The organism is Flavobacterium circumlabens, assembly GCF_004345565.1.
GTDB lineage: Bacteria > Bacteroidota > Bacteroidia > Flavobacteriales > Flavobacteriaceae > Flavobacterium > Flavobacterium circumlabens.
This window is the reverse complement of sequence record NZ_SLWA01000009.1, coordinates 151,404-176,893: the sequence shown is the minus strand read 5'-3', so window position 1 is coordinate 176,893 and position 25,490 is coordinate 151,404. Positions and strand designations below refer to the sequence as shown.

Annotated in this window: 13 protein-coding genes; all 13 read right to left on the bottom strand. The window is 36.4% G+C overall.

From position 1 onward, the window contains the following. Positions 1-57: 57 nt before the first annotated feature. The gene (locus EV142_RS19715) at positions 58-1,620 is read right to left on the bottom strand and encodes a glycoside hydrolase family 28 protein (RefSeq protein WP_132037562.1); all 1,563 of its coding nucleotides are present in this window, start codon (positions 1,618-1,620) and stop codon (positions 58-60) included. A gap of 18 nt (positions 1,621-1,638) precedes the next feature. Beyond that, on the bottom strand, positions 1,639-3,276 hold the full coding sequence (locus EV142_RS19710) for a sodium:solute symporter family transporter (RefSeq protein ID WP_132037561.1): 1,638 nt from the start codon (positions 3,274-3,276) through the stop codon (positions 1,639-1,641). Between the two features lie 55 nt (positions 3,277-3,331). After that, positions 3,332-4,474, bottom strand: a complete 1,143-nt coding sequence (locus tag EV142_RS19705; protein ID WP_132037560.1) for an acyltransferase family protein — start codon at positions 4,472-4,474, stop codon at positions 3,332-3,334. Between the two features lie 127 nt (positions 4,475-4,601). After that, a complete protein-coding gene (locus EV142_RS19700) occupies positions 4,602-7,742 on the bottom strand; it encodes a glycoside hydrolase family 2 TIM barrel-domain containing protein (RefSeq protein ID WP_132037559.1) in 3,141 nt (1,046 codons plus the stop codon). Positions 7,743-7,784: 42 nt separating this feature from the next. After that, positions 7,785-8,663: an inositol oxygenase family protein gene (locus tag EV142_RS19695; RefSeq protein WP_132037558.1), complete on the bottom strand. Its 879-nt coding sequence runs from the start codon at positions 8,661-8,663 to the stop codon at positions 7,785-7,787. A gap of 565 nt (positions 8,664-9,228) precedes the next feature. After that, positions 9,229-11,886: an ATP-binding protein gene (locus EV142_RS19690; RefSeq protein WP_238698768.1), complete on the bottom strand. Its 2,658-nt coding sequence runs from the start codon at positions 11,884-11,886 to the stop codon at positions 9,229-9,231. Continuing rightward, on the bottom strand, positions 11,883-13,262 hold the full coding sequence (locus EV142_RS24465; protein WP_238698769.1) for a ligand-binding sensor domain-containing protein: 1,380 nt from the start codon (positions 13,260-13,262) through the stop codon (positions 11,883-11,885). Before EV142_RS24465 ends, EV142_RS19690 begins: the two co-directional genes overlap by 4 nt. A 52-nt stretch (positions 13,263-13,314) precedes the next feature. Then, the gene (locus tag EV142_RS19685; RefSeq protein WP_132037557.1) at positions 13,315-15,150 is read right to left on the bottom strand and encodes a metallophosphoesterase family protein; all 1,836 of its coding nucleotides are present in this window, start codon (positions 15,148-15,150) and stop codon (positions 13,315-13,317) included. Positions 15,151-15,229: 79 nt separating this feature from the next. After that, on the bottom strand, positions 15,230-15,802 hold the full coding sequence (locus tag EV142_RS19680) for a hypothetical protein (protein WP_132037556.1): 573 nt from the start codon (positions 15,800-15,802) through the stop codon (positions 15,230-15,232). A gap of 13 nt (positions 15,803-15,815) precedes the next feature. Further along, positions 15,816-18,092 carry a GH92 family glycosyl hydrolase gene (locus tag EV142_RS19675; RefSeq protein ID WP_132037555.1) on the bottom strand — a complete coding sequence of 759 codons (2,277 nt, stop codon included), beginning with the start codon at positions 18,090-18,092 and terminating at the stop codon, positions 15,816-15,818. Positions 18,093-18,149: 57 nt separating this feature from the next. After that, on the bottom strand, positions 18,150-20,462 hold the full coding sequence (locus EV142_RS19670; protein ID WP_132037554.1) for a GH92 family glycosyl hydrolase: 2,313 nt from the start codon (positions 20,460-20,462) through the stop codon (positions 18,150-18,152). Between the two features lie 313 nt (positions 20,463-20,775). Further along, a complete protein-coding gene (locus EV142_RS19665) occupies positions 20,776-22,389 on the bottom strand; it encodes a RagB/SusD family nutrient uptake outer membrane protein (protein WP_132037553.1) in 1,614 nt (537 codons plus the stop codon). Between the two features lie 19 nt (positions 22,390-22,408). Further along, positions 22,409-25,420, bottom strand: a complete 3,012-nt coding sequence (locus EV142_RS19660) for a SusC/RagA family TonB-linked outer membrane protein (RefSeq protein ID WP_132037552.1) — start codon at positions 25,418-25,420, stop codon at positions 22,409-22,411. Positions 25,421-25,490: the final 70 nt, after the last annotated feature.

Sequence of the window (25,490 nt, the reverse complement as noted above, 5' to 3'; positions counted from 1 at the left end):
ATGAATCTCTATGTTTCCTACGTTTGAAACCGCGGGCTATCTTAATATTAGGAAAATTTATTTTATAGGCAATTCAAATTTATTCTGTTCTGGTTCTGTTTTTCTTTTTAAAGATTCACTGTCCAGATTGGTAGATGAAACATCTTTAAAAACAATTTGATTGGTTTTATCCGAAGGAACTTCAATAGCTTTCATTGTAAGATTTTTTACATCATCAAAAACAAAGGCCGGGCGAAAATCTTCTTTCTCCAAAATGAGTTTTATATTCTTCATTTCGATTCCGTTTACGTGACGCACATAAAATCCCCAGGAAGGTAATTCTCCAAACATGGTAAATTCAGGATAACCGTTTATGTTTTCTTTTACATCTTTCAATCGGCTTAAAGGGTGATACGCCATTCCTTTTGAGGCTCTTCCCGGATAGGTAATTTCAATATTTTCTAAAGTCACATTTTCAATAAGATGCCCCGGAATTCCGGCAATAGAAGCCGGAAACGGATTATGGAAATAGTCCACTTCCGGTCCGCGCAAATCATAATCCATATCTGGACGGCCAAAAGGAATCTGTGCTTTTACGTTTTTAATGGATACGTTTTTGATATAACCCGGCTGATCCCCATTTCTGTGACCTAAACGAATCAATATTGCATTTCCTGTATTTACAGCCGTAATGTTAGAAACTTTAATATTCTCAATTTCGGCACCATCTACAGATTCAATTGCAATAGCCGATCGGAAAGTATCAAAAACTTTAATATTTTCAATAGTGACGTTTTTGAAACTGCCATAAGAACCTGTACCAAATTTAACCGCATTGGCACTCGATCTGATCCTGCAGTTAGCGATGTAAATGTTATTATTCTGTAATCCGGGTGACTCCGATTTCAGACAAATACCGTCATCTGCCGCGTTTACATTGCAATTGGTTATTCGGACATTTTCGCAGCCGTCAATGTCAATTCCGTCATTATTCCAATAGGCAGTGCTATTGACTTTCATTGAATCAATTACAATGTTTTTACAATTTGTAAAACACTGTACCCAGCCCGGACTGTCTTTTAAGGTGATATTGATCATGGTGATCGAATCGCATTTTACAAACGAAATCAATTTTCCTCTTCCGTCTTCGGGGCGCATTCTCCTGTAATTGTATTTGGGATCAATTCGAACTCCCGTATGATGCAGACTGTCAATTGCCAATGCCAGTTCTCTTCCTTGTCCATCTATGCTTCCTTTTCCGTTTACTGCAATATTTTTTGCTTCATTGGCTATAATCAAAGCTCTAATTCCTTCATACTTCGGATAATCTTCCGGGTTGGTACTTCCTAACAAAATGGCTCCTTCTTCAAAAAACAATTCCACTCCGCTTTTTAAGACTATACTTCCTGATAAAAATTCACCTTTAGAAAACACAACTTTTCCGCCTTTATTTTTGTTAGCGGCATCAATGGCTTTCTGAATGGCTTTTGTATTTAAAGTTTTACCGTCTCCTACAGCGCCATAGGCAGTCACCAAATAATCTTTTCTTTTAAAAGCATACATTTCTGAATTGAAACTTAACTGTAAAAGAAAAAACAAAATGATGAAACTCCTGAAAATTTGTTTGTTATAAATATCCATAATTATTTCTTTTTAAGATTACCAAAAAACGGTATATAAAGCGACTAATACTCCACTAATAATAAAAGAGCCGACAATAAACTCTGAGGAGACTTTAAACATCGAGTTATCGACTTCTATTTCATGGATTTGAGCCTCTTCTTCAGACACTGGTTTTGCCAGACTAATACCGACCATGATGAATACAATTAAAAAGAAAACCATTGTCATTCTGTCTAAGAAAGGGTAATCAGGAAAGGCTCCATCTGTCCACATAGGCAGGAATTTCAATATAGCAGCGAGCGGTACTGTTAACAATGCTCCGGCAAGTCCAGCCGATGGCGTTGTTTTTTTCCAGAACATTCCCAATAAAAAAACCGCTAAAACTCCGGGTGAAAAGAACCCGACATATTCCTGTATAAATTGATACGCCTGATCTAATGATTTTAATGCCGGCGCTACGATAGCGGCAATGATCATACAGACCACCACACACCATCTTCCGGTACGTACCAGCTTTTTTTCTGTTGCCTGGGAATTAAAATATTTTTTATAAATATCTAAAGAAAAAATAGTCGAAATACTATTTGCTTTTCCAGCCAGAGAAGCTACAATCGCTGCTGTAAGAGCTGCTAAAGCTACACCTTTTAATCCTGCAGGGAGTAAATTCATTAAAGTAGGATACGCATGATCCGGTTTTAAAACTCCGGCAGCATCTGCCATTTCCTGTTGAAACATTCCGTTGGAATGCATCACGAACATCGCAATACCCGGTAAAACAGCAATAATTGGAACTAATAATTTTAGGAAAGCGGCAAATAAAATTCCTTTACGGGCCGTTTTTAAATCGGCTCCCAAAGCTCTCTGAACAATATATTGATTGCACCCCCAATACGCCAGATTATTGATTAACATGCCTCCTATCAAAACAGACATTCCCGGCAGTTCATTATAATGCTGATTTGATTTGTCTAAAATCATGTGCAAATGTCCAGGCGCTTCCTCGGCAATAATAGCCAGTCCTTTTAGAATGTCTTTTCCAAAACCAAACTGATCTGATAGTAAAGTCAGTGCCAAATAAGTTGTTACTAATCCGCCTAAAATTAATACGATAACCTGGAACATATCGGTGTATCCAATTACTTTCATACCGCCCAAAGTTACAATCACAGAGAATAAACTCAGCGCAATAACACAAAACTGAAAGCTGACCGGCGCAATAGATGAAATAGCTAAAGCGCCTAAGTAAATTATAGAAGTAAGATTTACAAATACATAAATTAACAGCCAGATAATGGCCATAATAGTACTTACTGTTCCGCTGTATCTTTTGGCCAGAAACTGCGGCATGGTAAATATTTTATTTTTAAGATAAATCGGTAAAATAAACATCGCCACGATAATTAATGTGGCGGCAGACATCCATTCGTAAGAAGCAATTGCAAGTCCGATGGCGAAACCTGAACCGCTCATGCCAATAAAATGTTCTGCTGAAATATTGGAAGCGATCAATGAGGCTCCAATGGCCCACCAGGTAAGTGATCCTTCGGCTAAAAAATATTCGTTGGAGCTTGTCGCTGCGGTTTTCTTGCTTTTGTATATATACATTCCATAAGCGGTGACTATGACAAAGTAAATAAAGAAAACAATGTAATCTGCGGTTTGTAATACATTCATGATGCGTGGTTATTGTGTGGTTAGTTAGTAAAATGTATTTAAAATTTAATGTCTCTTAAATTTTTAGAAACCATTTCCTTTTATATAAAAAGTACAGTAAAATAAGCTGTACAACTGTTACCGATAAAGCGGCAAATACAGGCTGCCAAATGAGCGGCAGAAAATGTATAAGTCCGCCAAAGACGTAATCTGCTGTATGTTTAAAATCTACTAAGCCCTCAGCAGCGATGTAAATTAAAATAGAATTTGAACCGATTAAGATTAAAGGAAATGCCCATTTACGAAAACCAAAAAGGTCAATTATCAAATAAAAAAAGACAAAAAACAAAATGCTGAATCCGCCGACAAAACACACAAATGAACTTGTCCATAAATGTTTATTGATTGGGAAATTAATATCCCAAATCAAGCCTGCAATAATGAGAAGCACCGCCGTAAGAGTCATTAAAAACAATTTAAATTCTACCGAAAAAGCAACTTTTGCTTTTAAAAATGTTCCTGTAAAGACGCCCAATAAAGCTGTAGCAACTGCAGGTATGGTAGAGAGTATTCCTTCCGGATCATAAACAGTACTGTGCAGTCTGCCCGGTAAAAACAGACGGTCAATATATCCTTCCAGTGATCCTTCTTTGGTCAGAATTCCAGCACCAAAATCGGGTACGGGAATCCATTTCATCGCGACATAGTAACCAATCAAAATACCGAAGAACCAGATTAGCTGTTTTTTAAAATCAAAATTTAAATAGAGGATTCCGGCTAAAAACCAGGCCAGACCAATTCTTCCTAAAACACTTGCAAAACGCGTTTGATCGAAACCGTCAAATCGCAGCAATCCATTTACTACAAATCCCAGAACCAATAAAATACAGGTTCTTTTGAGCATTGATAAGTAAATTTTTCGCTTTTCGTTACCCGGTAATTCTTGTGGTGTTTTTACACCAGCCAGCTGCATTTTCTTTTCAAAAGAATAGGGCATCGATACTCCTGCAACAAACAGAAAGACGGGAAAAATCATATCGTAAAATGTAATCCCATTCCATTCCGCGTGATGCAGTTGCGATGACATCCATATAAAAACAGGAATTGGAGCCGTTTTTGCCAGAGCATGAATGATATGTTCACCGCTCATAATCCAAAACATAACAAATCCGCGAAGCGCATCTAAAGAAACTAATCTTCCATTTGTAGTGTTACTCATTTTTTTAGTATTCAGTGGTCAGTTGATAGTTTTTTTTAGTATTCGGTCGCGGTTTTCAGTCGCAGTTGTCAGTCGTCAGTGCAAATTGAGACTGAGACTGTAAACTGTCAACATGAGACTGTAAACTTTAAAAAATTGGTTTTATAACAAATCCGTAGCTGTATTCGCTTTGCGTCAATACATATTGTTCGTGTGGTGGCAATCCCCAACTGTTGTCTCCTCCCAATCCGCGCTGTGTTAAATCGACACAAACGACAACTTCATTTCGAGGTGTAATATCGCTGGAATGAATATTCTTTTTAGAAATTCCCCCGTCAAAATCAGCCGGATAATTATTCAGAGTACTCATGCCTAAAGGCTGCAGACCTTTTATTTCCAGGCCGTTTCCTGTATTGCTTGACAATTTAAACCAGCGTATATCTGTTTTGTATCCATTTTCCTGTGGGCGTGTATAAGGCACATACTGGTCTGCAACTTTACTGTTATAAATTCCTTTGAATGCAGCTGTTTTTCTATCCGGATAATTTTCTAAAGGTCCTCTTCCATAATAATCCAGGTTTTCTAACGTGTTTTTTAAAGTGAAAATCATTCCGAAACGTGGTAATTCCGGTAACGGATTGCTGCCTTTTTTATAAGACGCCTGTATTTCTAAAGCACCATCGTTTCCTAAAGAATATCTGATTGCATAATCAGAAGCAACATCGTTCAGTTTTAATTTGGCAATCACATATTTTTTTCCGTTTTCCTCCGTCAGCTGAATATTTTCTAAAGTAGTATTCTTACCCGCCGTTCTCCATACGTTTGTTCTAATCTGCATTTTATTTCCAATATCATTATCGGTTGGTGCTCTCCAGAAATTGGGTTCCGGATATTGTTTAAAGTACTCTTCGCCTTTTAAACTATAGAAAGAAATTAATCCGGTTGATTTGCTGATTTTTATAACGACATTGTCTGAAGTCAGTACAAACTGCTCTTTTTCCTCCTGAATTTTAGATGCATTTACCTTTTCTTGTTTTGCAAAATAGTTGGAGTCTTCGATAACAAACTGTTCTTTGGCAATTTCAAAATGCTGAGGCAGTAATTCAGAACCTGTTTTGGTGTAAGCAAAAACATTCAATACATATTCTGTTCCTTCTTTTGACTCTAATTTTGGTAAATCAAGCTTAAACTTCTTTTTTGTTTTCGGCTCTAAAACCACATTGATGGTACCTTCTTTGATTACTTTTCCGTTTTCTAAAATCTCATAGTTAAAGTTGTATTTGCTCAGGTTGGTAAATCCGAAATCGTTTACAATTTCAATTACTCCGTTTTTGATATCCACGGCATTAAATAAAATATCCTGATATACTTTTTTTACTTCAAATGCCCCGGGATGTGGTGTACGATCTGGATAAACCAATCCGTTGTGACAAAAATTTTCGTCATTGAGATAATTCTGGCTTCCCATATCACCGCCATAAGCCCAGTATTTTCTGCCTGCCTCATCAGTCGTTTCAAATCCCTGATCTACCCAGTCCCAGATAAACCCACCCTGCATATTTTTGCTTGCGCGAATAATATCCCAGTATTCCTGAAAATTACCGCTGCTGTTTCCCATGGCGTGTGAATACTCACACATGATATACGGACGACTTACTTCTTTACGCGCCGCATATTCTTTCATGTAAGCAATGGTTGGATACATCGGACATACAATATCTGTGTTTTCGTTTTCTTTTGCCTGTTCAAACTGAACCAGTCTTGTAGTATCTCTTTTTTTGATCCATTTATAAGCCTCATGAAAAACTGGTCCATTGGCACTTTCATTGCCTAATGACCAAATAATTACCGATGGCATATTTTTATCTCTTTCTACCAGGCTGTAAATTCGGTCTAAATGTGCTTCTCTCCATTCCGGAAGATAACCCGGATTAGTTTTTGGATTCATCCAAATTAGAGGCTGTCCCTCCACTCCCATTCCATGGCTTTCGATATTGGCTTCATCCACCAAAAACAAACCGTATTTGTTACATAATTTTACCCATGTAATATTGTTCGGATAGTGACTGCAGCGCACTGAATTAATGTTTAGCTGCTTCATCATCCTGATATCTTTCATCATCGTAGCTTCGTCCTGATAATGTCCTGTTACCGGATTATGTTCATGGATATTAACACCATGAACCATCAATCGAACTCCGTTTACTAATAATTGCCCGCCTTTTAATTCTACTTTTCTGAATCCGATTTGAGAGGAAACACTTTCTACAATATCTCCTTTTGCATTTTTTAAAGTCAAAACCAAAGTGTATAAATTTGGCGTTTCACTGCTCCATAATTTTGGATTGGATACATTCTGAGAAAAATTAATAGTCTGAATTTTTGACGCTTCAAAATTGACATAAAGTTCTTTTGTAAACACATTTTTTCCTGAAGCATCTACCAGTTTTGCAGTCAATTTTTGATTGTTAACCGCTATTGATGTTAGATTTTTTAAACTTACTTCTACATTCAAACTTCCGTTTTTGTACTTCGCATCTAAGTCTGGTCTGGCAAAAAAATCTGAAATGCGAATATTATCTGTGCTATACAAATAAACATTTCTGTCGATTCCGGAAAGTCTCCAGAAATCCTGATCTTCCAGATAAGAGCCATCACTCCATCTGTACACTTCTATTGCTAAATCATTTTTCCCGGGTTTTAAATACCTTGAAATATCAAATTCTGCCGGGCTTTTGGTGTTTTCGGCATACCCTGCTTTTTGACCATTCACCCAAATATACATGGCTGATGTTCCTGCTTCAAAATGAAGAAAAACATGTCGGTTTTTCCAATTTTCAGGCAGTACAAAATCTTTTTTATAAGACCCGACAGGATTATCCCAATGATTTATAAACGGTGGATTTCTTTCGAAAGGATACGTAATATTGGTATAAATTGGTACACCGTAACCATTCAGTTCCCAATTGGATGGCACCTGAAGTTCTTTCCAATGCAACGTACTGAAATCTGTTTTGTAAAAATCCTTTGGTCGCTGATCTGGTGTTGGTGACCAGGAAAATTTCCATTTACCATTTAAAGAAAAATACCAGGGCGAGTTTTCATATTTATCGCTTATAGCCGAAATTTCATCTGCATAAGGAAGAAAAGCAGCGCGCGCCGGCTCTCTGTTAATTTGAAACACCTGAGGATTTTCCCAATCATTACGATCCTTCTCCTGAGCAAAAGCAAAAGTTCCGCAAAGCAGCAGCAGGGGTAATAAAAATATATTGATTTTGATTTTATGCATTATTTTGGTTTTAGATAGCTTTCAAATGAAATTTTTAATATTCTAGAACTTCAATTTCTCAGGTAAATATTTAGTCACCAATTCTTTATAATAAGGAAGCAATTCTTTTACATCTTGCTTAACGGGAGCTTTAGTATACAAATCGTACGGATTGAACTTTTTAACCCAATCAAACATTTCTATGTCTTTTTCATTCATTAAATGGGAATAGGCATTTTCTTTATGCTGTGAATAAAAGGAATGATAGCGAATCATGTATAAAGCCGGATCCGGCAGATAATCTTTCATGATCTGATATAAATATTCGTCATGTCCCCAGCTCATTTTCACATTATCCAGTCCGCAGTTTTGGGTGTAAATACCGAATTTGGTATTGAATCTTTTATCTGTATAATCGGGGTTTTCTTTAAAAAACTCCGAATAAACAATTTTATCTGAATATGCACAGCCCACCGGAAATGTATCGCCGACAACTGCCCACTGAGGCTCTCCAAACAAACATAAAATTTTACCCAGGTCATGAATGAAACCCGTAAGTACAAACCAATCCGGATGACCATCTGCCCGAATTGCTTCTGAAGTCTGTAAGAGGTGCTGTGTCTGATCTAAATCTATATCCGGGTCACTGTCGTCTACGAGTGTGTTTAAAAAATCAACCGCTTCCCAGATTGACATTTCTTTTTTATTGAATTGTAAAAACTCCTGCTCTTTGCTGCATACAAAATCATAAGTCTGATAGGTATGGTTTATTCTGTAAAACTCCTTAACCGTTTCCAGTCTTTCCGAATCAACATAATTTCTGAATTCTTCCTTTTGCTTCTCCGGTATACTTTCTGAAGGATCAGGATATCGTAATAACAAATCATCTTCCCATTCATCTAAATTATTCAATGGATTGTCTGTGTCTATATGCTTTTTCATAATGCTGAAAAGTTTAAAGTTATAAGACAAAAATAGAATTACCTGTACCGTTCAAAATGGATTAATACATCAAAAACATGGATGATTTTTATTATTGTAGGATTTTTGCAATTGTTTAGATGATTATTTTGATGTGTTCCCGAGGTTTCAACCACGGGAGACATAACAGAAGAAAATTAGATTATGGTTATATATTACGTTCCCACGGTTGAAACCACGGGCTGTGTTTTGAATATTAAAATGAAAGATTGGGAATCCAAGTTCAAATATAGCCCGTGGTTTCAACCACGGGAGACATAACAGGAGAAATTAGATTACAGATATACATTACGTTCCCACGGTTGAAACCGCGGGCAATGTTTTGAATATTGAAATGAAAGATTGGGGAATCCAAGTTCAAATATAGCCCGTGGTTTCAACCACGGGGACATAGCAGGAGAAAATTAGATTATGGTTATATATTACGTTCCCACGGCTGAAACCGCGGGCTATGTTTATGTTCAGGATATCTTTGTCAAGGTTTAAAACTTTGACAAAGAATGGTTCAGATAATAGAAAAGGAAAATTAATTGATCAGCTTACTTGGCGGGAAACCAAACTGTTTTTTAAAACATCGACTGAAATATAAAGGATCATTAAAGCCAACTAAATTGGTTACTTCAGAAACATTATACTTTTTACTTTTGAGTAATTCTGCTGACTTTTTTAAACGAATGGTTCTAATAAATTCGTTTGGAGCCAAATCGGTCAGTTCCTTAATTTTTCGATATAATTTTGAAGAGCTCACGCCCAGTTTATCGCATAAAAATTCTGTGGAAAGATCTACTTCACTTAAATTATTATTGATTAAAGTAGTCACTTTTTCCATAAATTCTTCATCAATTGGAGAATGTGTAAGCATGCTAATCTTACCTTCTACTTCTCCGGAGAATTTTTGTTTGAGTTCTAATCTTGACCTGATCATATTTTCAATGACCGTTTTAAGCAATAACGGTTCAAAAGGTTTTACCAAGTAGCTATCAGCTCCCATATCATACCCTTTTACTTTATCCAAATTTTCAGCAAGTGCAGTGAGCATTACAACCGGAATATGACTGATGAATTCATCATTCTTAAGTTCCCTGCAAAATTCCAGTCCGTCCATAACGGGCATCATGACATCTGCAACGCATAAGACGGGTTTAATTTGCCGGCAGATTTTCAAACCTTCTTCACCATTTTCTGCATCGTAAACTTTATAATAATCGGACAAATAGTCGACCAGATATTTTCTAAGCTCACTGTTGTCTTCAATAACCAGTATTTTCTCTTTAAGATCTGTATTCTGAATGATTTTCTTAGCTGCTTTTTCCGGAATAAGCATACTTAGATTGTCATTTTTAAGCGCGTATTCAAACACTTCTTTATGCTCGTAAGAATCACGGTCAACAGGAATTTCTACCCTAAATGTACTTCCCTTTCCCGGTGTGCTTTCTACAGAAATTATTCCTTTATGAATTGCCACTAAAGATTTTACCAAAGACAAACCAATACCCGATCCGGTATTATTGGCTTTACTGTTTGTGGCCTGATAGAAGCGCTTAAAAATTTTATCCTGACTTTTTAACGGAATTCCGATTCCATCGTCGGTTACTTCGATCACTAAAATGTCTTCAACCGTAGCTTTCAGCCTGATGTACAAATCGACATTTCCATTTTTATTCGTAAACTTTAAGGCATTTGATAATAGATTGTATAGAATTTTATCATATTTGTCATTATCCAGCCAGCCGTTTATTTCATCATCTTCAGAAATAAAATTAAGCTTAATCTTTTTATCATAAGCCATTTCTTTAAAGGAGTCAAAAATATTTTTCGAATAAGCCAGAATATCGGTTTTAGTCACTTTAAGTTTTAATTCCCCTGATTGTGCTTTTCTAAAATCCAAAACCTGATTTACCAGATTCAGTAGCCTGCTGGCATTTTGATAAATCAGATTGTATCTGCTTTTTTCATAATCGGTTGCGTTATTGCTTTCATCCAGCAGCTGTTTGGCCGGACCTAAAATAAGCGTTAACGGCGTTCTTAATTCATGCGAAATATTGGTGAAGAAACGTAATTTTTCATTGTTTAGCTTAACATCATGCTCTCTGTTTACTTTCTCTGTCAGCAGTTCCTGTTTTAAACGAATTCTGTTTTTGATTTCTTTTCTAATGAAATAAAAAACACCCAATAAAAGTGCAAAAAACAGTAAAAAAGAGGTCGGCGTCAGCCAAAAGGGCGGCAGAATTTTTATTTTATAAGAAACCGTTTTACTCCAGTATCCGTCACTGTTGCTGGATTTTATTTTAAATACATAATTTCCGGGATAAAGATTGGTATATTGTACTATTCTGGAAGTACTGTTAGCGGTAATCCAATATTTATCAAAACCTTCCAGCATATATTGAAACTTATTCAGCTTTTCATTTGCAAATGAAGGAGCCGAAAACTGAATCGAAAAATTGCGGTTTTTATGAGTAAGTTCTATCTCTTTTCCATAATTCAGATCTTTGGAGAGCGGAATTTCCCCATTGATTTCCATTTCCGGAAATACTTCTTCGTTCTGGATTTTAAATTCGGAAATAACAGGCAACGGCGACCACTTATTTCTTTTCATTGCGGGCGGTGAAAAAGAAATAATACCATTTTTTCCTCCCAGAAAGATATTAGAATTATTAAAGTAAAAAAAACCGCTTGAACTGAAAACGTCCAGTCTGTTACCACTGTTTACGTGATAAATACTAATATCTTTTAAATTAGATTTAACGAAAGCAATATTATTGTTATTGATATTCAGCCATAAATTTCCGTTTGCATCTGATAAGAGATCGGTAATCCATTTACCCGATAGTTCTTTAAGATACTTTACGGGTTCAAATTCGTTCTTTTCCGGATTGTATAAACACAGCCCAAAACGCGTTGACGCCCAGACTTTGCCTTTTGTATCCACCAAAACATCACTTACATTTTCATCATGAGGCACTCCTTTTTCTTTGATAAAAAGGGAAGAATAGGTTTCTATTTTTCCTGAATCGATATTGTATTTTACAACGCCGGTTTCTGTAGCAAACCAAACATTTTTTTTGGCGTCTTTTTCAATCGCATTAATCTGAAAGTCCGGCAAAAGTTTACCCGAAGTTTGTACCTGCAGCGTTTTGGTGTTCAAAATTACTGCGCCTTCTCCAAAAGAACCCACTATCATCGAATCGTCTCCAATCTTTCTAAAGGCAAAACGGGCGATTTTTCAAATCCTGTCTTTATCTCTCTGGAAGAATTTGTGCTGTAATTGTACACTAAAATAGTACCATCCCAAAGACCGCAGTAAAAAATCTTTCCATCATTAGAATAAATACTGGCGATATCTTTTCCTGTATTGTGTAATGGTGTTGAGCCTTTTGTATTAGAAATAAAAAGCCCGTTGTGATAGGTTGCTACAATCACTTTTTCGTCATACGTTTTGGCAAAACCTCTTATACGTGGGGCCTGATTCCCTATGGAACGAGAAATATCTTTGTTTAAAGTAAACTGATTTTCATAAGGATCGTACTTATCCAATCCGTCTTCTGTTCCAATCCATAAGACTCCGGAAGCATCAAAATAAAGGGCTGAAATTAAATTATCTACCAGCGAGGTGTCATCTGATAAAATGGAATAATACCATTTGTAATTTCCTTTTTGAATGTCTTCCAATTGATTGCAAACGAGTAATCCGCCTAAAGTTCCCACCCAGTATTTTCCATCTGAAGCGCGGGCAACGGATAAAAAATAAGGACCTAAAGCACCCCTAACCTGTTTGTTTTCTATATATAAATTAACAAACTGATCGCTGGCTTTGTCCAATTTATATAAACCTTCCCGGGTGCCGACAAAAATATCCGATTTGGCGTCTTCGTAAATGAAATTAAGATATGGATTTTTTATATTTGAATACGGAACAGAAAGCGTATAATTATTAATGCGCACGATTGCTCCTTTTGCATCCATAGTAATTTTTGCTACGGCTGCTTTTTCATAACTTCCAATCCAGATATTCCCTTTTTTATCTTCAAAGATTTCTTTTACGTAATCGAAACCTTTAAGCTTAATTTTTTCGAATCGGTTTTCTTTCAAAAAGAACAAATACACTCCTTTGGTTTTGGTACCAACCCAGACTCTTTTAAATTTATCTACATAAACGGATCTCACCTCATCGTCAGGCAGACTATTCGGATCATTATTTTTATGAAAAAAAGTGGTAAAAACATGGGTATCCATTTTGAAAAGAGTCAGTCCTTTTCGGGTGCCAATCCATAAATGATCTGATTCTTCATCCAGTTCCAAAGCTGTTATGTCATCATTGTACAATTTATTCTTTCCGGGAGTGGCACCCATGTAGTTTTTGAATTGATAACCGTCAAAACGATTTAATCCTGAAAATGTTCCAAACCACATGAACCCTTTTTTATCCTGCACAATATGGCGCACAGAATTATGAGACAATCCGTTATTGTCATTATAATGTGTGAATTTTATATTCTGTGAATAAGAATGATAAAAAAGGACAAAAAACAAGAATAGGATAAAGAATCTTTGTCTCATGGAAATAAATTATAAATGCAATTTAATCTTTTTGATTTAATAAATATCAAAATTATTTAACAGATAAATTATCAATTTTGTTGTTTTTCAAATCAATCTTAAAATGATCAGAAGGCTCTCCATTTCTGGTTTTCAAAAATATTACAGCCCATAAAATCAGTTGTGGATCATTTGATTTTTTTAACTGCCTGCAAACCAACTCATATTCCTTTAATAGCTGATTTCCAATTTCTGAAATTGCCAGTTCATCTGCATTTTTTAAGCGGTAAAAATCGAAAATCATATCAAAACCAGTCCATGATTCAAAATCCGAAAGAGCCAGAGCATTTGATTTCAAATCTTTATCAGTTTCTGAAGCGTTTTTATTTATTTCCAATAAATCCTTACCTGTAAGATTTACAATTGATTTTAAAAATTCTACAGGAAAATCTTCCGGCAAAAACCGTAAACGAACCAGTTCTTTTAAATGCCAGTTTGTAAATTCTTTATACTCTTTTGCCTTTAATATTTCCTTATTCCAAATACCATCATTTTTACTCTTTTGAAGATGCGTATATTCTTCTTCATAAAAAGGAAACAAACTATTAAAATCAACCACATTGCCAACTACAACCGTTTCCACTTCAAGTTCAGAATCAGAATGAATGGTCAATATTTTATAAGCCGGCAGATAAGCGGCCAGCGAAGGTGTCTGGATATTAAACAAAGTGTTCCCTTTTGCGGAAGTTCTTACTCCTGTATCGTTGATATGCATATGTCCGCCAAAATGAACCTGAATTCCGGCATCCGCAAATTGCTGCGCTACTGCTTCATCAGGAACTCTTTGCAATTGCATTTTATCGGCACCAAAAAGCTGTTTTAATTCCGGCGATGCATTATCATTAAATTCAACCATAGGATAATGACTAAAGGCAATCAGGATTTTTCCGTTTTTCCTTGCTTCTGCGGACACCTTTTTAACCCATTTTAATAAATGGCTCTTGTAAATAAGAACATTATTATAACCCGTATTCGCCCCCGAAAAATCATGCGGATTATCTGATTCTCCGGATAATTTGTCGTTCGGAACATAAGCATTCGCATCAATTGCCAAAAGCCAGATTCCTTTTATTGGTTCAACCAGATAACTCGCATCCGGAAGAAACAGATTCGTATTTTTAATGGCATACGTTCTTTGTTCTAAAACAGATTCTTTTTGTGCTTCTTCAAAATTATAGTGCCCGTAAGTGTAGTTTGAAAAAGGCGTTTCCCAATACAAATCAGTCTTTTTTGGAAAAAAACCAAAATCTCTCATTTCGTGAATGGTTTCCTTATAACCCCAGTTTTTTATATCAGCAGTGATAATGGGTTCCAGTTCACTTGTACTTGTATTAAAATTGTATTCAGAACTGCTGATAATCTGCTCTTTTCCGTCTTTACCTAAAAAATCAGTTTTAACGGCATCCTGAGAAAATGGTCTTACAACATCATGATTACCCGTAGTCACAAAAAAAGAAAGACCCTGTTTTTGGGAATATTCGTTGAGTATTTTTCTCAAGCCCCGTACGTGAACGGGCTGTCCGTCGTCACTGAAATCACCCGGAAGTACAACTTGTCTGATACCTCTTTTTACAATGTCATTTAGGGCTTCTAAAAAGGCAAAATAATTTTCATTGAAAATTCTGGTAGAATGCAGCTGGGAATTCATTGTTCTGATATTTGCATATTCGCCCGTAACCGGATTTTTGATTCCCCGATAATTGTTGCCTTCAAATTTGGCAAAAATATCCTGTAAATGAACATCGGCTATAAAAGCGATCTGTACATTTTTCTCCTTGAAATGTTGTTCTGTTTTACACGAAATCAGAATTAAAAGAAGCAATGAACCAAAGATATTTTTGAATGACATTGTTTATTATTTTGATAGTATACTATAGGCCTGACAGGTTTTAAAAACCTGTCAGGCCTGATATCTCTTAACTATTTTTTTAATTTATGGTATCCATTACTTTCACTAAAGTAAAATTTATCCCTAACGGATTCTTAATTATTTTACAGATTAATGGAAACTCAGGATTTTTTACGATCCACATTTCAGTTTCATCGATTTGTGCAATTACGTGTAAAGCATCTACAAATTTTCCGTCAATTGAAACGCTGTCTTTATTTTGGTTTTTATCCAGCACATAAGTTGTATTATTATATACAAAAGAATTGTTTTTGACTAAATCCTCATAAGCCGACTGCGAAATCATAAAAAAAGTTTCTGTTGGTTTTAAGTTTAAAATAGGTGCATATTCTCCCTGATTAAAACTTAAGGCATTACCGTTTTTCACTGCTTCGGAAAGCATCACTATGCTGCTTTTTACCCCCCTTGTTTCCAGTTTGAAAGTCAGCTTATGGTCTGCAATTTCAGCGGTAAGCTGCAAGGTTCTGGTCTGTCCGTGAAGCTTGCAGATATACTGCAGTTCTGTACTGTTTTTTAGTGTTGGAATGTAAGTTTGCGCTGTTCCTGTTTCATAAAATGATAAAAACAGGAATACTAAAATTATATTTTTCATCTTGTTCATCCTTTTATTTTGTGGGTGGTAAAATTAGGGTTCCCCATGCAGAAGGTTTCGAACCCATTTCTAAAATCAATTCTCCTCCATTAGTAATATCCTCATGTAAAATCCATGCTTTATTATACGATTTTCCGTTTAAAAAAGCTGTTTTTATGTATGTATTTTTATCGCTCCATTTTTTAGCGGAAATGGTAAACTTTTTACCGTTTTCCAATTGTATTGTTGTTTCCTTTAGCAAAGGTGTATTAATCAGATAGTAGGGCTGTCCGGCATTTGGATACAGTCCCATCATATGAAAAGCCAGCCACGAAGACATTGCACCCGAATCGTCATTACCGGGAAGTCCTTCTCTTGATATATTAAAATTGTTTTTGATAATTGTTCTGATTCTGTTGCTGCTCAGATAGGGTTTTCCAATCCAGTGATACAGACAAGGCGTTAAAAACGAAGGCTCGTTGGCAACATTATACAAATCTGCAGTAAAGAAGGTATCGAGTCTTTGCTCAAAAGCTTTTTCTCCTCCCGATTTAACAATCAGTTCCGGAACGTCGTGTGGAATGCTAAAGGAATATTTCCAAGAATTTCCTTCGTAAAAAAATACGCACCAATGGCAGACATACCAGGGCGACTCTGTAATTACAGGAGTATACTTAAAAGTAGGTTTCTGGATTTTTGATTCTCCAAAAACAACATCATCCAGCCATTTTCCGTCTTTATCTTTCGGCATAATGAATCCTCTTGCGCCATTATTTTCGTAATCTGAACGCCATAAATTCTGCCAGCTGTCTGCCTGTTTTATGTACTGATTATACAAATCCGTTTTACCTAATCCTTTAGCTACTATGGCTATATTATAATCGTTGTACGAATAATCAATTGTTCGGTTTCCTGCGCGGTCGGTGCCGTACGGAACGTATCCTAATTTTAAATAATCCAGTAGTCCGCCTCTTCCTTCTTTTTCTTCATTTCCTCCTGGTGGAACGGTCGCATCTTTCAGCATTGCCTGCAAAGCCAACTCATAATCTATTCCTTTTAAACCTTTTACAAAAGCATCGGCCAAAACAACCTCAGCGTTAGAACCGCCCTGAGTTCTTCCGTTGTCGTTGCCGCTTCTTCCTTCAGGTAAAAAACCTTCACGTTTATAAATGTTGAGCATCGCATTGATAATTTCGACTTTACGTTTACTGTCAATGAGCGTAATTAAAGGACTTGACGTTCTAAATGTATCCCAAATGGTATAAAAATCATCATAATACGGTTCGTCATTTGTCCATAACGGATTTTCTCCTGTGCGGTCAACAGGCATAATCATGGTATGGTACAAACCGGTGTAGAACATTTTTTTATAGTCTTCGGATGTATCTGAAGAAACCTGGATTCGGCCTAATAAAGCTTCCCATTTATTTTCTAAATTGGACAAAACTTCATTAAAATCCCAATGCGGAATTTCAACTTCAATATTATTTTTCGCTTTTAACTCGCTTAAAAAAGAAACTCCGATTTTGACATTCAGCTCTTCTTTTCCTGTATTTCCGAAAGAAAGTAAAGCTGCAGTTTTCTTTCCGGAATCAAACTGTGCTTTTTGATTATTATAAAATCTACCGTCTTTAAAGGTTACATATTTTGCGATCGGCTGATCAAAAACGGCCCAGAAATAAACGGTGTAAGCACGTCCGTTATTCCACCCGCCCCGAATTCGGCTGTACCCCCGAACTTCGGTATCTGAAACAATTTCGATCTGCGAACCTACAAACTGCTGTGCTTCTCTGGCGTCTGGAATCTTTTCTTCCCCAAGAAAAAATCCCGGATCAATTTTTAATTCTTTGGATTTGTTTTGTGGATAAGTTATACGGTAAAAAGATACTTTTTCGCCCGTAGTTATTTCGGTTTTAATCGTATTCTCCTTGAAAATAGTTTCATAATACCCCAGTTTTACATTTTCTTCAGTTCTAAATGCGGTTTGATCCATTTTATCTAAAGCACCGGAAAATGGCATAATCTGAATATTTCCGTATTTAGGACCTCCGCCTGTTCCGCTTACATGCACCTGACTTAAGCCTGTTACTTCTTTTGGCATGGGCAGCCAGCCGCTGTTCGGGCTCGGGGTACAGTCCGGACTTGGTTTTACCATTCCGTACGGGCAGGACGGACCAATAAAAACCCTGCCTACTCCTTCTGATCCAATCATCGGGTCTACATATTGATGTACGGGCTGCTGGGCACTGATTGTACTTGCAATAAGAAATGATATTTCTAAAAAAAAGATAAGCCTGGTCGATATTTTCATTGTGTATTATTTCTATAGTCTTTATTTTTTTCTTTTTAAATGTTGTCACCTACAACCTTAAGGGTTTGGTTTATTCGACATTTCTAAGATTAGTTCACCTCCGTTAGTAATATCCTGATGTGAAAGACTAAAATTTTGTACTTTTTTATGGTTGAATTTCAGGTCTTTTATGTAAACATTTTCGGTGCTGTTACCGGCGGCCTTAATTACAAATGTTTTGCCTGAATAATATTTCGGATTTAGGTCAATCGAAATTTTATTGAATAAAGGACTTCCTATCTGATACACGGCATCTTTGTCTGTGCCGCCATTCATTTGAAATAATCCGACTTTAAGCAATACATTGAGACTCCCCATTAATCCCTGATCTTCGTCACCGTTATAACCCGTTGCCGGAGATAATCCGCTGAAAGTTTCTTTTACTACGTTTCTTGTCCAGTATTGTGTTAAATCTGGTCTTCCTAACAGGGTAAAAATATTGGATGTCTGCATAGAAGGCTGATTCCCGAAATTGACGGGGATTCTGCTAAATTCCGGATGTAATTCTGCATCGTGTGAAGTACCAGAAATGTAATTTTGGTTTTTAGCTGTTTCAAATTGTGCATTTAATTTTGCGACAGCCTTTTCTTTTCCGCCTATTAAAACTGCCAAACCCTCAATATCATGCGGCACAAACCAGGTTGATTGTGCTCCATTCGATTCTATAAATCCATTTTCATATTGATAGGGATCGTAATTTTCGCGCCATTTCCCTTCCACGTTTTTGGGGCGCATCCATCCTGTGCTGCTGTCAAATACATTTTGGTAATTTTTTGATCTTTTCATGAAATAATTGTAATCTTCTTCATGATCTAGTTTTTTAGCCAGTTGCGCCAAAGTCCAGTCCTGATAGGCATATTCTAAAGTCTGGCTTGCACCGTCTTCATGGCTTCCGAAGTGACCTTCCGGAAGCGGATAAGGGACATATCCTTTTTCTAAATAGTATTTTAATCCGCCGCCGATATTGGTGTTGTGTTCGTATCCTGCCTTTTCCATAATACCGCCAGGCATATGATTTTTTTTGAGTGCAATATAAATCTCTTCTAAATCTTTTTTTACAATTCCTTTTTGAATGGCGCTTACGATAAAAGGCGTTGCCGAAGCTCCTGTCATTACATAGGTATCATTTCCTCCTGCAGGCCCTCGCGGAATTATACCGCCATCTTTATAATATTGCATTAGGGAATATACAAATTCTTCCATAATTTCAGGATACACCAGTCCCCAAAGATTATTTATCGTCCATTGTGCTCCCCAAAAAGCATCTGAATTATAATGATTGAATTTGGGTTTTCCGTCAGCATCTAAAGGTAAATGTCCGACCCTGAATTTGTCTCCTGTATTATCAGGATAAGTTCCATTTGCATCACTGATCATTTTTCTCCCTTGCAGCGCATGCCAGAGATCGGTATAAAATCTTCTTTGATCGGTTTCTGTTCCGCCTTCTATTTTTATTCTTCCTAATAAACTGCTCCATTCTTTTCTGGAATCCGCAACTGTTTTATTAAAATCCCAATGGGCTAATTCGGTTTCAATATTGTTATTGGCACTTTCAATTGAAGTATAAGAAATGCCGACTTTCATCAGTAGCTGTTCGGTTGTTTTATTTAGATTAACCAAATAATTACCGGTTACATTATCCCTTTCGATAAAAGTAACCGGCTTATTTGTTTTAATTTTAAAAAATACGGTTAGTGGTTTTGGACGTCTAAAATTGGTCCCCAAAACTAATGATCCTGAAAGTTCATAATCATTATTTTTTTCTAATTTCCCATTAGTATTTTCACAAGGTCCCAAAATAGTATTCAGATTAAAAAGAATTGCTTTTTGTGCCTTTACAGGAAAAGTATATTTGTGAAAACCAACTCTCAGCGTGCTGGTTAATTCTGCCGTTATCTGATATCTATCCAATTTTACGGAATGGTAGCCCGGTGTAATTGTTTCGTTTTTATGACTGAATCCGGAATAAAAATCTTTAAAAATAGTTTGCTTGTCCTTAGCTGCTAGTGTTACGGGCATTATCGATACACCAGACATCTGCCATTCATGAACATGGCTAAAACCTTTAACGGTATCTGTCGTATATTTATAGCCGCCTCCCCAATCGCTGTTGATTTCTGTATCGGGATTTAAGTTTACCATCCCAAACGGACGGCTTGCTGATGAAAAGTAAAACCATCTTGAATTTTCGGTGTCCAACAACGGATAAACCATATCAGAAAACTGTTTCTTTTTTAAAGAAATAGTTTTCTGAGCATTGCACGACACTAAAAAGATAAGAGTTAAACCTATTCCAATGCGTCCTGTTTTATAGATTTTATTTAATTCCATTATTCTGCTGATTGTGGGGGCAATATTGGTTTGTACAGGATATTTTATACTGATTTATTACTGAAACGAAAATATAAGGCAAAAGATTTACCTGAGAATTATTGGATTATAATGTATTCTGAAAACAGAAATTGAAAAGAATGTTACAAAGCTTAATCTTTCATTGATTTTTGGAACGGCATTCAATTAAGCTTTGTCTTCATTCAAAAAATCAAACTAAACATTCTCGTCAACAACTGAACAAATCAGCTGTTCTTTGTTAAAAAGGGTGATTTTTTTGACTTTTCTCTCCTTTTCCTAATTAAAATTATTTTTAATATCCCTCGTTCTGAGTCAGGGCCGGATTTAAAATCATAGCATTGGTTGGAATTGGGAAAACACGGCGATAAACATCTGTATTGGTTTTGTATCCCCATTGCCCTTCATATTTCCCAAAACGTATCATATCATTTCTATGCCAGGCTTCCCAGGTAAACTCGCGGGATCTTTCTTTGTAAAGTTCTTCTAAAGTTACACCGCTCAAAGCTGAGGATGTTGTTCGGTTAGAACGAACCATATTTACTAATGCATCTGCACTTTGCCCTAAGGTTACTGTTCCTCCCCGAAGAATTGATTCTGCTTTCATTAAAAGAATATCTGAATAACGCAGGAAAGGAACGTCGTTATTCTGGTTACGATTTGTTGAAGTCGCATCCGGGTAGAATTTAATATTTCTATATCCAATGTTCCAGGCAATTTCATCATTTCCAAGATCGAATAAGGTTACACTTTGACGAAGGATAATATCCGGCGTTAAATTTACCTGATAAGTATAGGCCGCACCTCCGTCAGATCCTGTATAAAATTGATCATATCCTTTTTTAGTTGTCGTAACCATCACCGGGGTAACGCCATCATTCATGTACTGCAGGCCTGTAAGCCATTGTTTGTTGCGAATATCATTTACATCATTGAAATTAGCATAGAACTCCGGAAGAGTACTTCTTGGTGCACTTGGCGTATAAGGAAGACCAAACTTAGTTCTTTCAGAACGAGGTACATCATAACGTGCGTGATACATTTGTCCGTTGTAGCCAACTGTAACTGCAGCCGGATCATAAGGAACTGCAAAAATGAATTCCTTCATTTGTGGTCCGTTAGCAGGATAAAACATTTGAAGATAAGTTGCTCTTGGTTCAACAGCATATAAGTTAGAATTAATTACCTCATCACAAGCTGCAATACATTCATTATAACGCTGTGCTCCCGCATATACCTCAGCATTCAAATATAATTTTGCCAGCAAAGCATTAGCAGTCTGTTTGTTTGGTCTGCCATAAGTTGTAATTCCTGATGCAGGATTTAAATTAGGAAGTGCTTTCTTTAATTCTTTTTCAATAAAAACAAAAACATCTTTTCTTGGAGTCTTGGCATGAGAACCAAAATCTCCGTAAACTGTATCGAGCGGCACATCTCCGTAACTATCCATTAACATAAAATAGGAAATAGCACGCATGGTTTTTAATTCGGAAATCAAAGTTGATTTATTGGAACCTTCCGGCATAGTCTGATTCAAAATTGAAATGGCCTGGTTACTGGATCCTATTACTTTAGAAGACCAGTCCCAAAGACTTCCTATGATGCCATTATCTGCATTCCAGTCATGATAATGCATTGCAATGTAATTTCTGTTGTCGAACCAGTTTCCTCCTCTTGAAGGTAAAATCGCCTCATCTGTAGATAAAGACTGCGACCACCACCAGGCAAATGAATACTCGCCGCGAAAAGCTGCATAGACAGGTCCTGTTACCTGAATGTATTGTGTATTGTTTTGAGGAAACACTTCAGGTGTAAGCTGTGTTGTAATTGGCACATCAAGATCTTCACAAGACCATATTATACCGGCCATAAGCATTGGAAGTGCTATATATTTTAATATCTTTTTCATGATTTTTAGAGTTTAATTTTTAGAATATCACGTTTAAACCAAACATATACGTTCTGGTTTTTGGATAGAAGTTATTTGAATCTACACCAGGAGCAGTTCCTCCCTGTTCAACTTCCGGATCAATTCCCGAATATTTAGTAATTACAAACAGATTATTTATCGTTTGATAAATGCGTACACTGCTTATGTATCTGCCTACTTTTCCAAAATTATACCCCAAAGTAATATTGTCTAATCTTAGGTAACTTCCGTCTTCTATAAAACGAGAAGAATACTTGTAAGAGTTAAGGTCGTTTGGCGATTCGTTTCCTGCATCAACTAAAATATTCGTAGTCATTGCGGTACTCGGTCTAAACAAATCGGCACGTGTAGCATTAAAAATTTTATTACCAAACACTCCTCTGAAGAAAATGCTTAAATCAAATTTTTTGTATTGAAAGTTATTTCCCCAGCCTAACAATAGTTTTGGCTGCGCGCTTCCTACATAATGATAATCTACTCCATTTAATGGTGTAGTCGTTAGATTTCCGTTTTTGTCGTAATACTGTGAAACTCCATTTTCATTTTTCCCTGCATATTTAAGGGTAAAAAATTGCCCAAGAGGTCTTCCTTCTTTAAAAATCTGTAAAGTACTTCCTGTTTGTCCGCCTCCGTCAGGCTGTACACGTCGAATTGAATCGCCTCCTATAAAAAAAGGATTGGTTAATTTAACAATCTTATTTTTATTGCTCGCCAGATTCAGATTTGTTGACCAGCTAAAATCTGCTGATTTAATAATAGCTGCGCCTAAGCTAAGTTCGATACCTTTATTCGACATTGCTCCCCCGTTGGCTACAATTGTACCTACAGGCACAAGTACCGGATTAACAGAGTAGTTAAAAATCATATCTGTTGTTTTCTTGTCGTACACATCTACAGAACCTGTTATTTTACCGTTTAAGATTGAGAAATCAACGCCAATATTTGCTGTAGCTGTCTTTTCCCATTTCAAATCAGGATTAGCTGCCTGATTAGGGCCATATGCACCAATTTGCTGTCCGTTATAATAAAGAGTACCTAAACTTCCTGAAATAAACTGAGCCGTGTAAGCATTAAATCCTGATGAATTTCCTGTTATTCCATAACTACCACGGAATTTTAAATCACTGAAAATCTTTTGATTCTGCATAAAGCTCTCTTTGTCTACTCTCCATGCCCCGCCTACAGAAGGAAAGTATCCCCAGCGGTTGTTTACGCCAAACATAGAACCTCCATCTCTTCTGATGGTTCCCTGCAAAAGGTATTTGTCTTTGTAATTGTAGTTTACACGCAAAAATTCACCTATCAGACGCGTTTTTTGATATGCTTTACTGTCTCCAAAATTTACTACATAACCATTTACTGAAGTATAATTACTTAATGCAAGGTTGTTATAGCCCACATTGTTTACGGGAAAATTAGTTGTTGTAGCCTGAAATCCGTCCCCTAATGTATTTTCCTGCCAGGAGTAACCAGCCACAGCTTTTATTTTATGCTCTCCTAATGTTTTATCCCAGGTAAGGAACCTTTCAATGATATTGTTTCTGGTTTCGTAAGAATTTCTCAATGCAGAACCATTTATACCAAAATTAACCAGTGTTTTTGTCAAAGGTGGATCTGGGTTATTGTAAAAGTTGGCACTGTTGTATTGTGAATAATAACTGTCATAAAATTCTCCATGAGACGCAGTTAATCTTTGGTGTGCAACATTTAAATTATACGTAAATCCAAACGGAAGTTTTACTTCTGCAGTAAGGTTACCTACAAGGTTATCCGTTTTAGTTTCATCAGTACCATGTTCAATTAAAGCTACCGGGTTAAAATATCCCGGACTGGTAAAATTTTCAAAAAAACTTCCATCAGCATTTCTTACCGGAGAAACAGGGAGATAACTTGCTGCCTGCAAAAGAACAGTATTTCTCTGTGGTACATTTTGATATTTTGTGCTGGAATTAGTAACGTTTAAACCAAATTTAACCTTATCATCAAAAGCAAATTGTTCAACAGATAAACGGGCAATAATACGAGAAAAGTCACTTTTTAACATTACTCCTTCTTTATTAAGAGAAGTAATACTTGCTGTATAGTTTCCATGATCTCCGCCACCGCTCATCGATAAGTTATGGCTGCTTGATGCTGCACGTCCTGATCTTAAAATTTCTTTTTGCCAGTTTGTTTTAGCACCTTTATCATTTTCCGGAGTAAAATTCAAATTGTTTTTAGTTGTAAAAGCTCTCAGCTGATCTGCATTCATCATGTCAAGATTATTTGAAACTTCTTCCCAACCAACATAACCATTGTATGCAATCTGCGTTTTACCCTTACTTCCTTTTTTTGTGGTTACCATGATAACTCCATTTGCACCACGGTTACCATAAATTGCCGTTGCCGCTGCATCTTTAAGCACGTCGATAGAGGCAATATCATCTGGTGAGATTACAGAGATATCAACTCCCGGAATACCATCAATTACATAAAATGGTCCTTGGGAGCTGTTTAATGTAGAAGCTCCACGCAAAACTACAGAAGCCGTTTTTGTAGGGTCACCGCTTGATGAAATATTCAAACCGGAAACTTTACCCTGTAAAAGCTGTCCAACATCGCTGATTGCTCCTCGATTTAGTTCCTCGCCTTTAATAGAAGTTACAGAGGTAGTAAGGTTTTTTCGAGACCCTTTTCCGTAACCCACTACGACAACTTGTTCTAAATTGGTAGTGTTAGGCTGTAATTTGATCGAATAGTTAGTTTTTGTTCCGTCTAATTTTAAAGTCTGATCATCAAATCCAATATAAGATAGTATTAGCGTGGCATTTTTGTTTGATGCCGAAATTTTAAATTTCCCATCAAAATCTGTTGTTACTGTATTAGTTGTACCTTTCTCGAGTACATTTACGGCAGGCAGTGGAATGCCTTTGTCATCTAAAATTACACCAGACACTTCTGTTTTTTGTGCCCAAGTATTAATTGAGAAGCCAAACAAGAAGGCTAATAATAAAAGTTTAAGTTTTTCCATTGTAAATATTGGTTAATTGGTTAATTAGTATTGACGAAATTACTGGTAAAGAAATGTTAAGAAATGGACA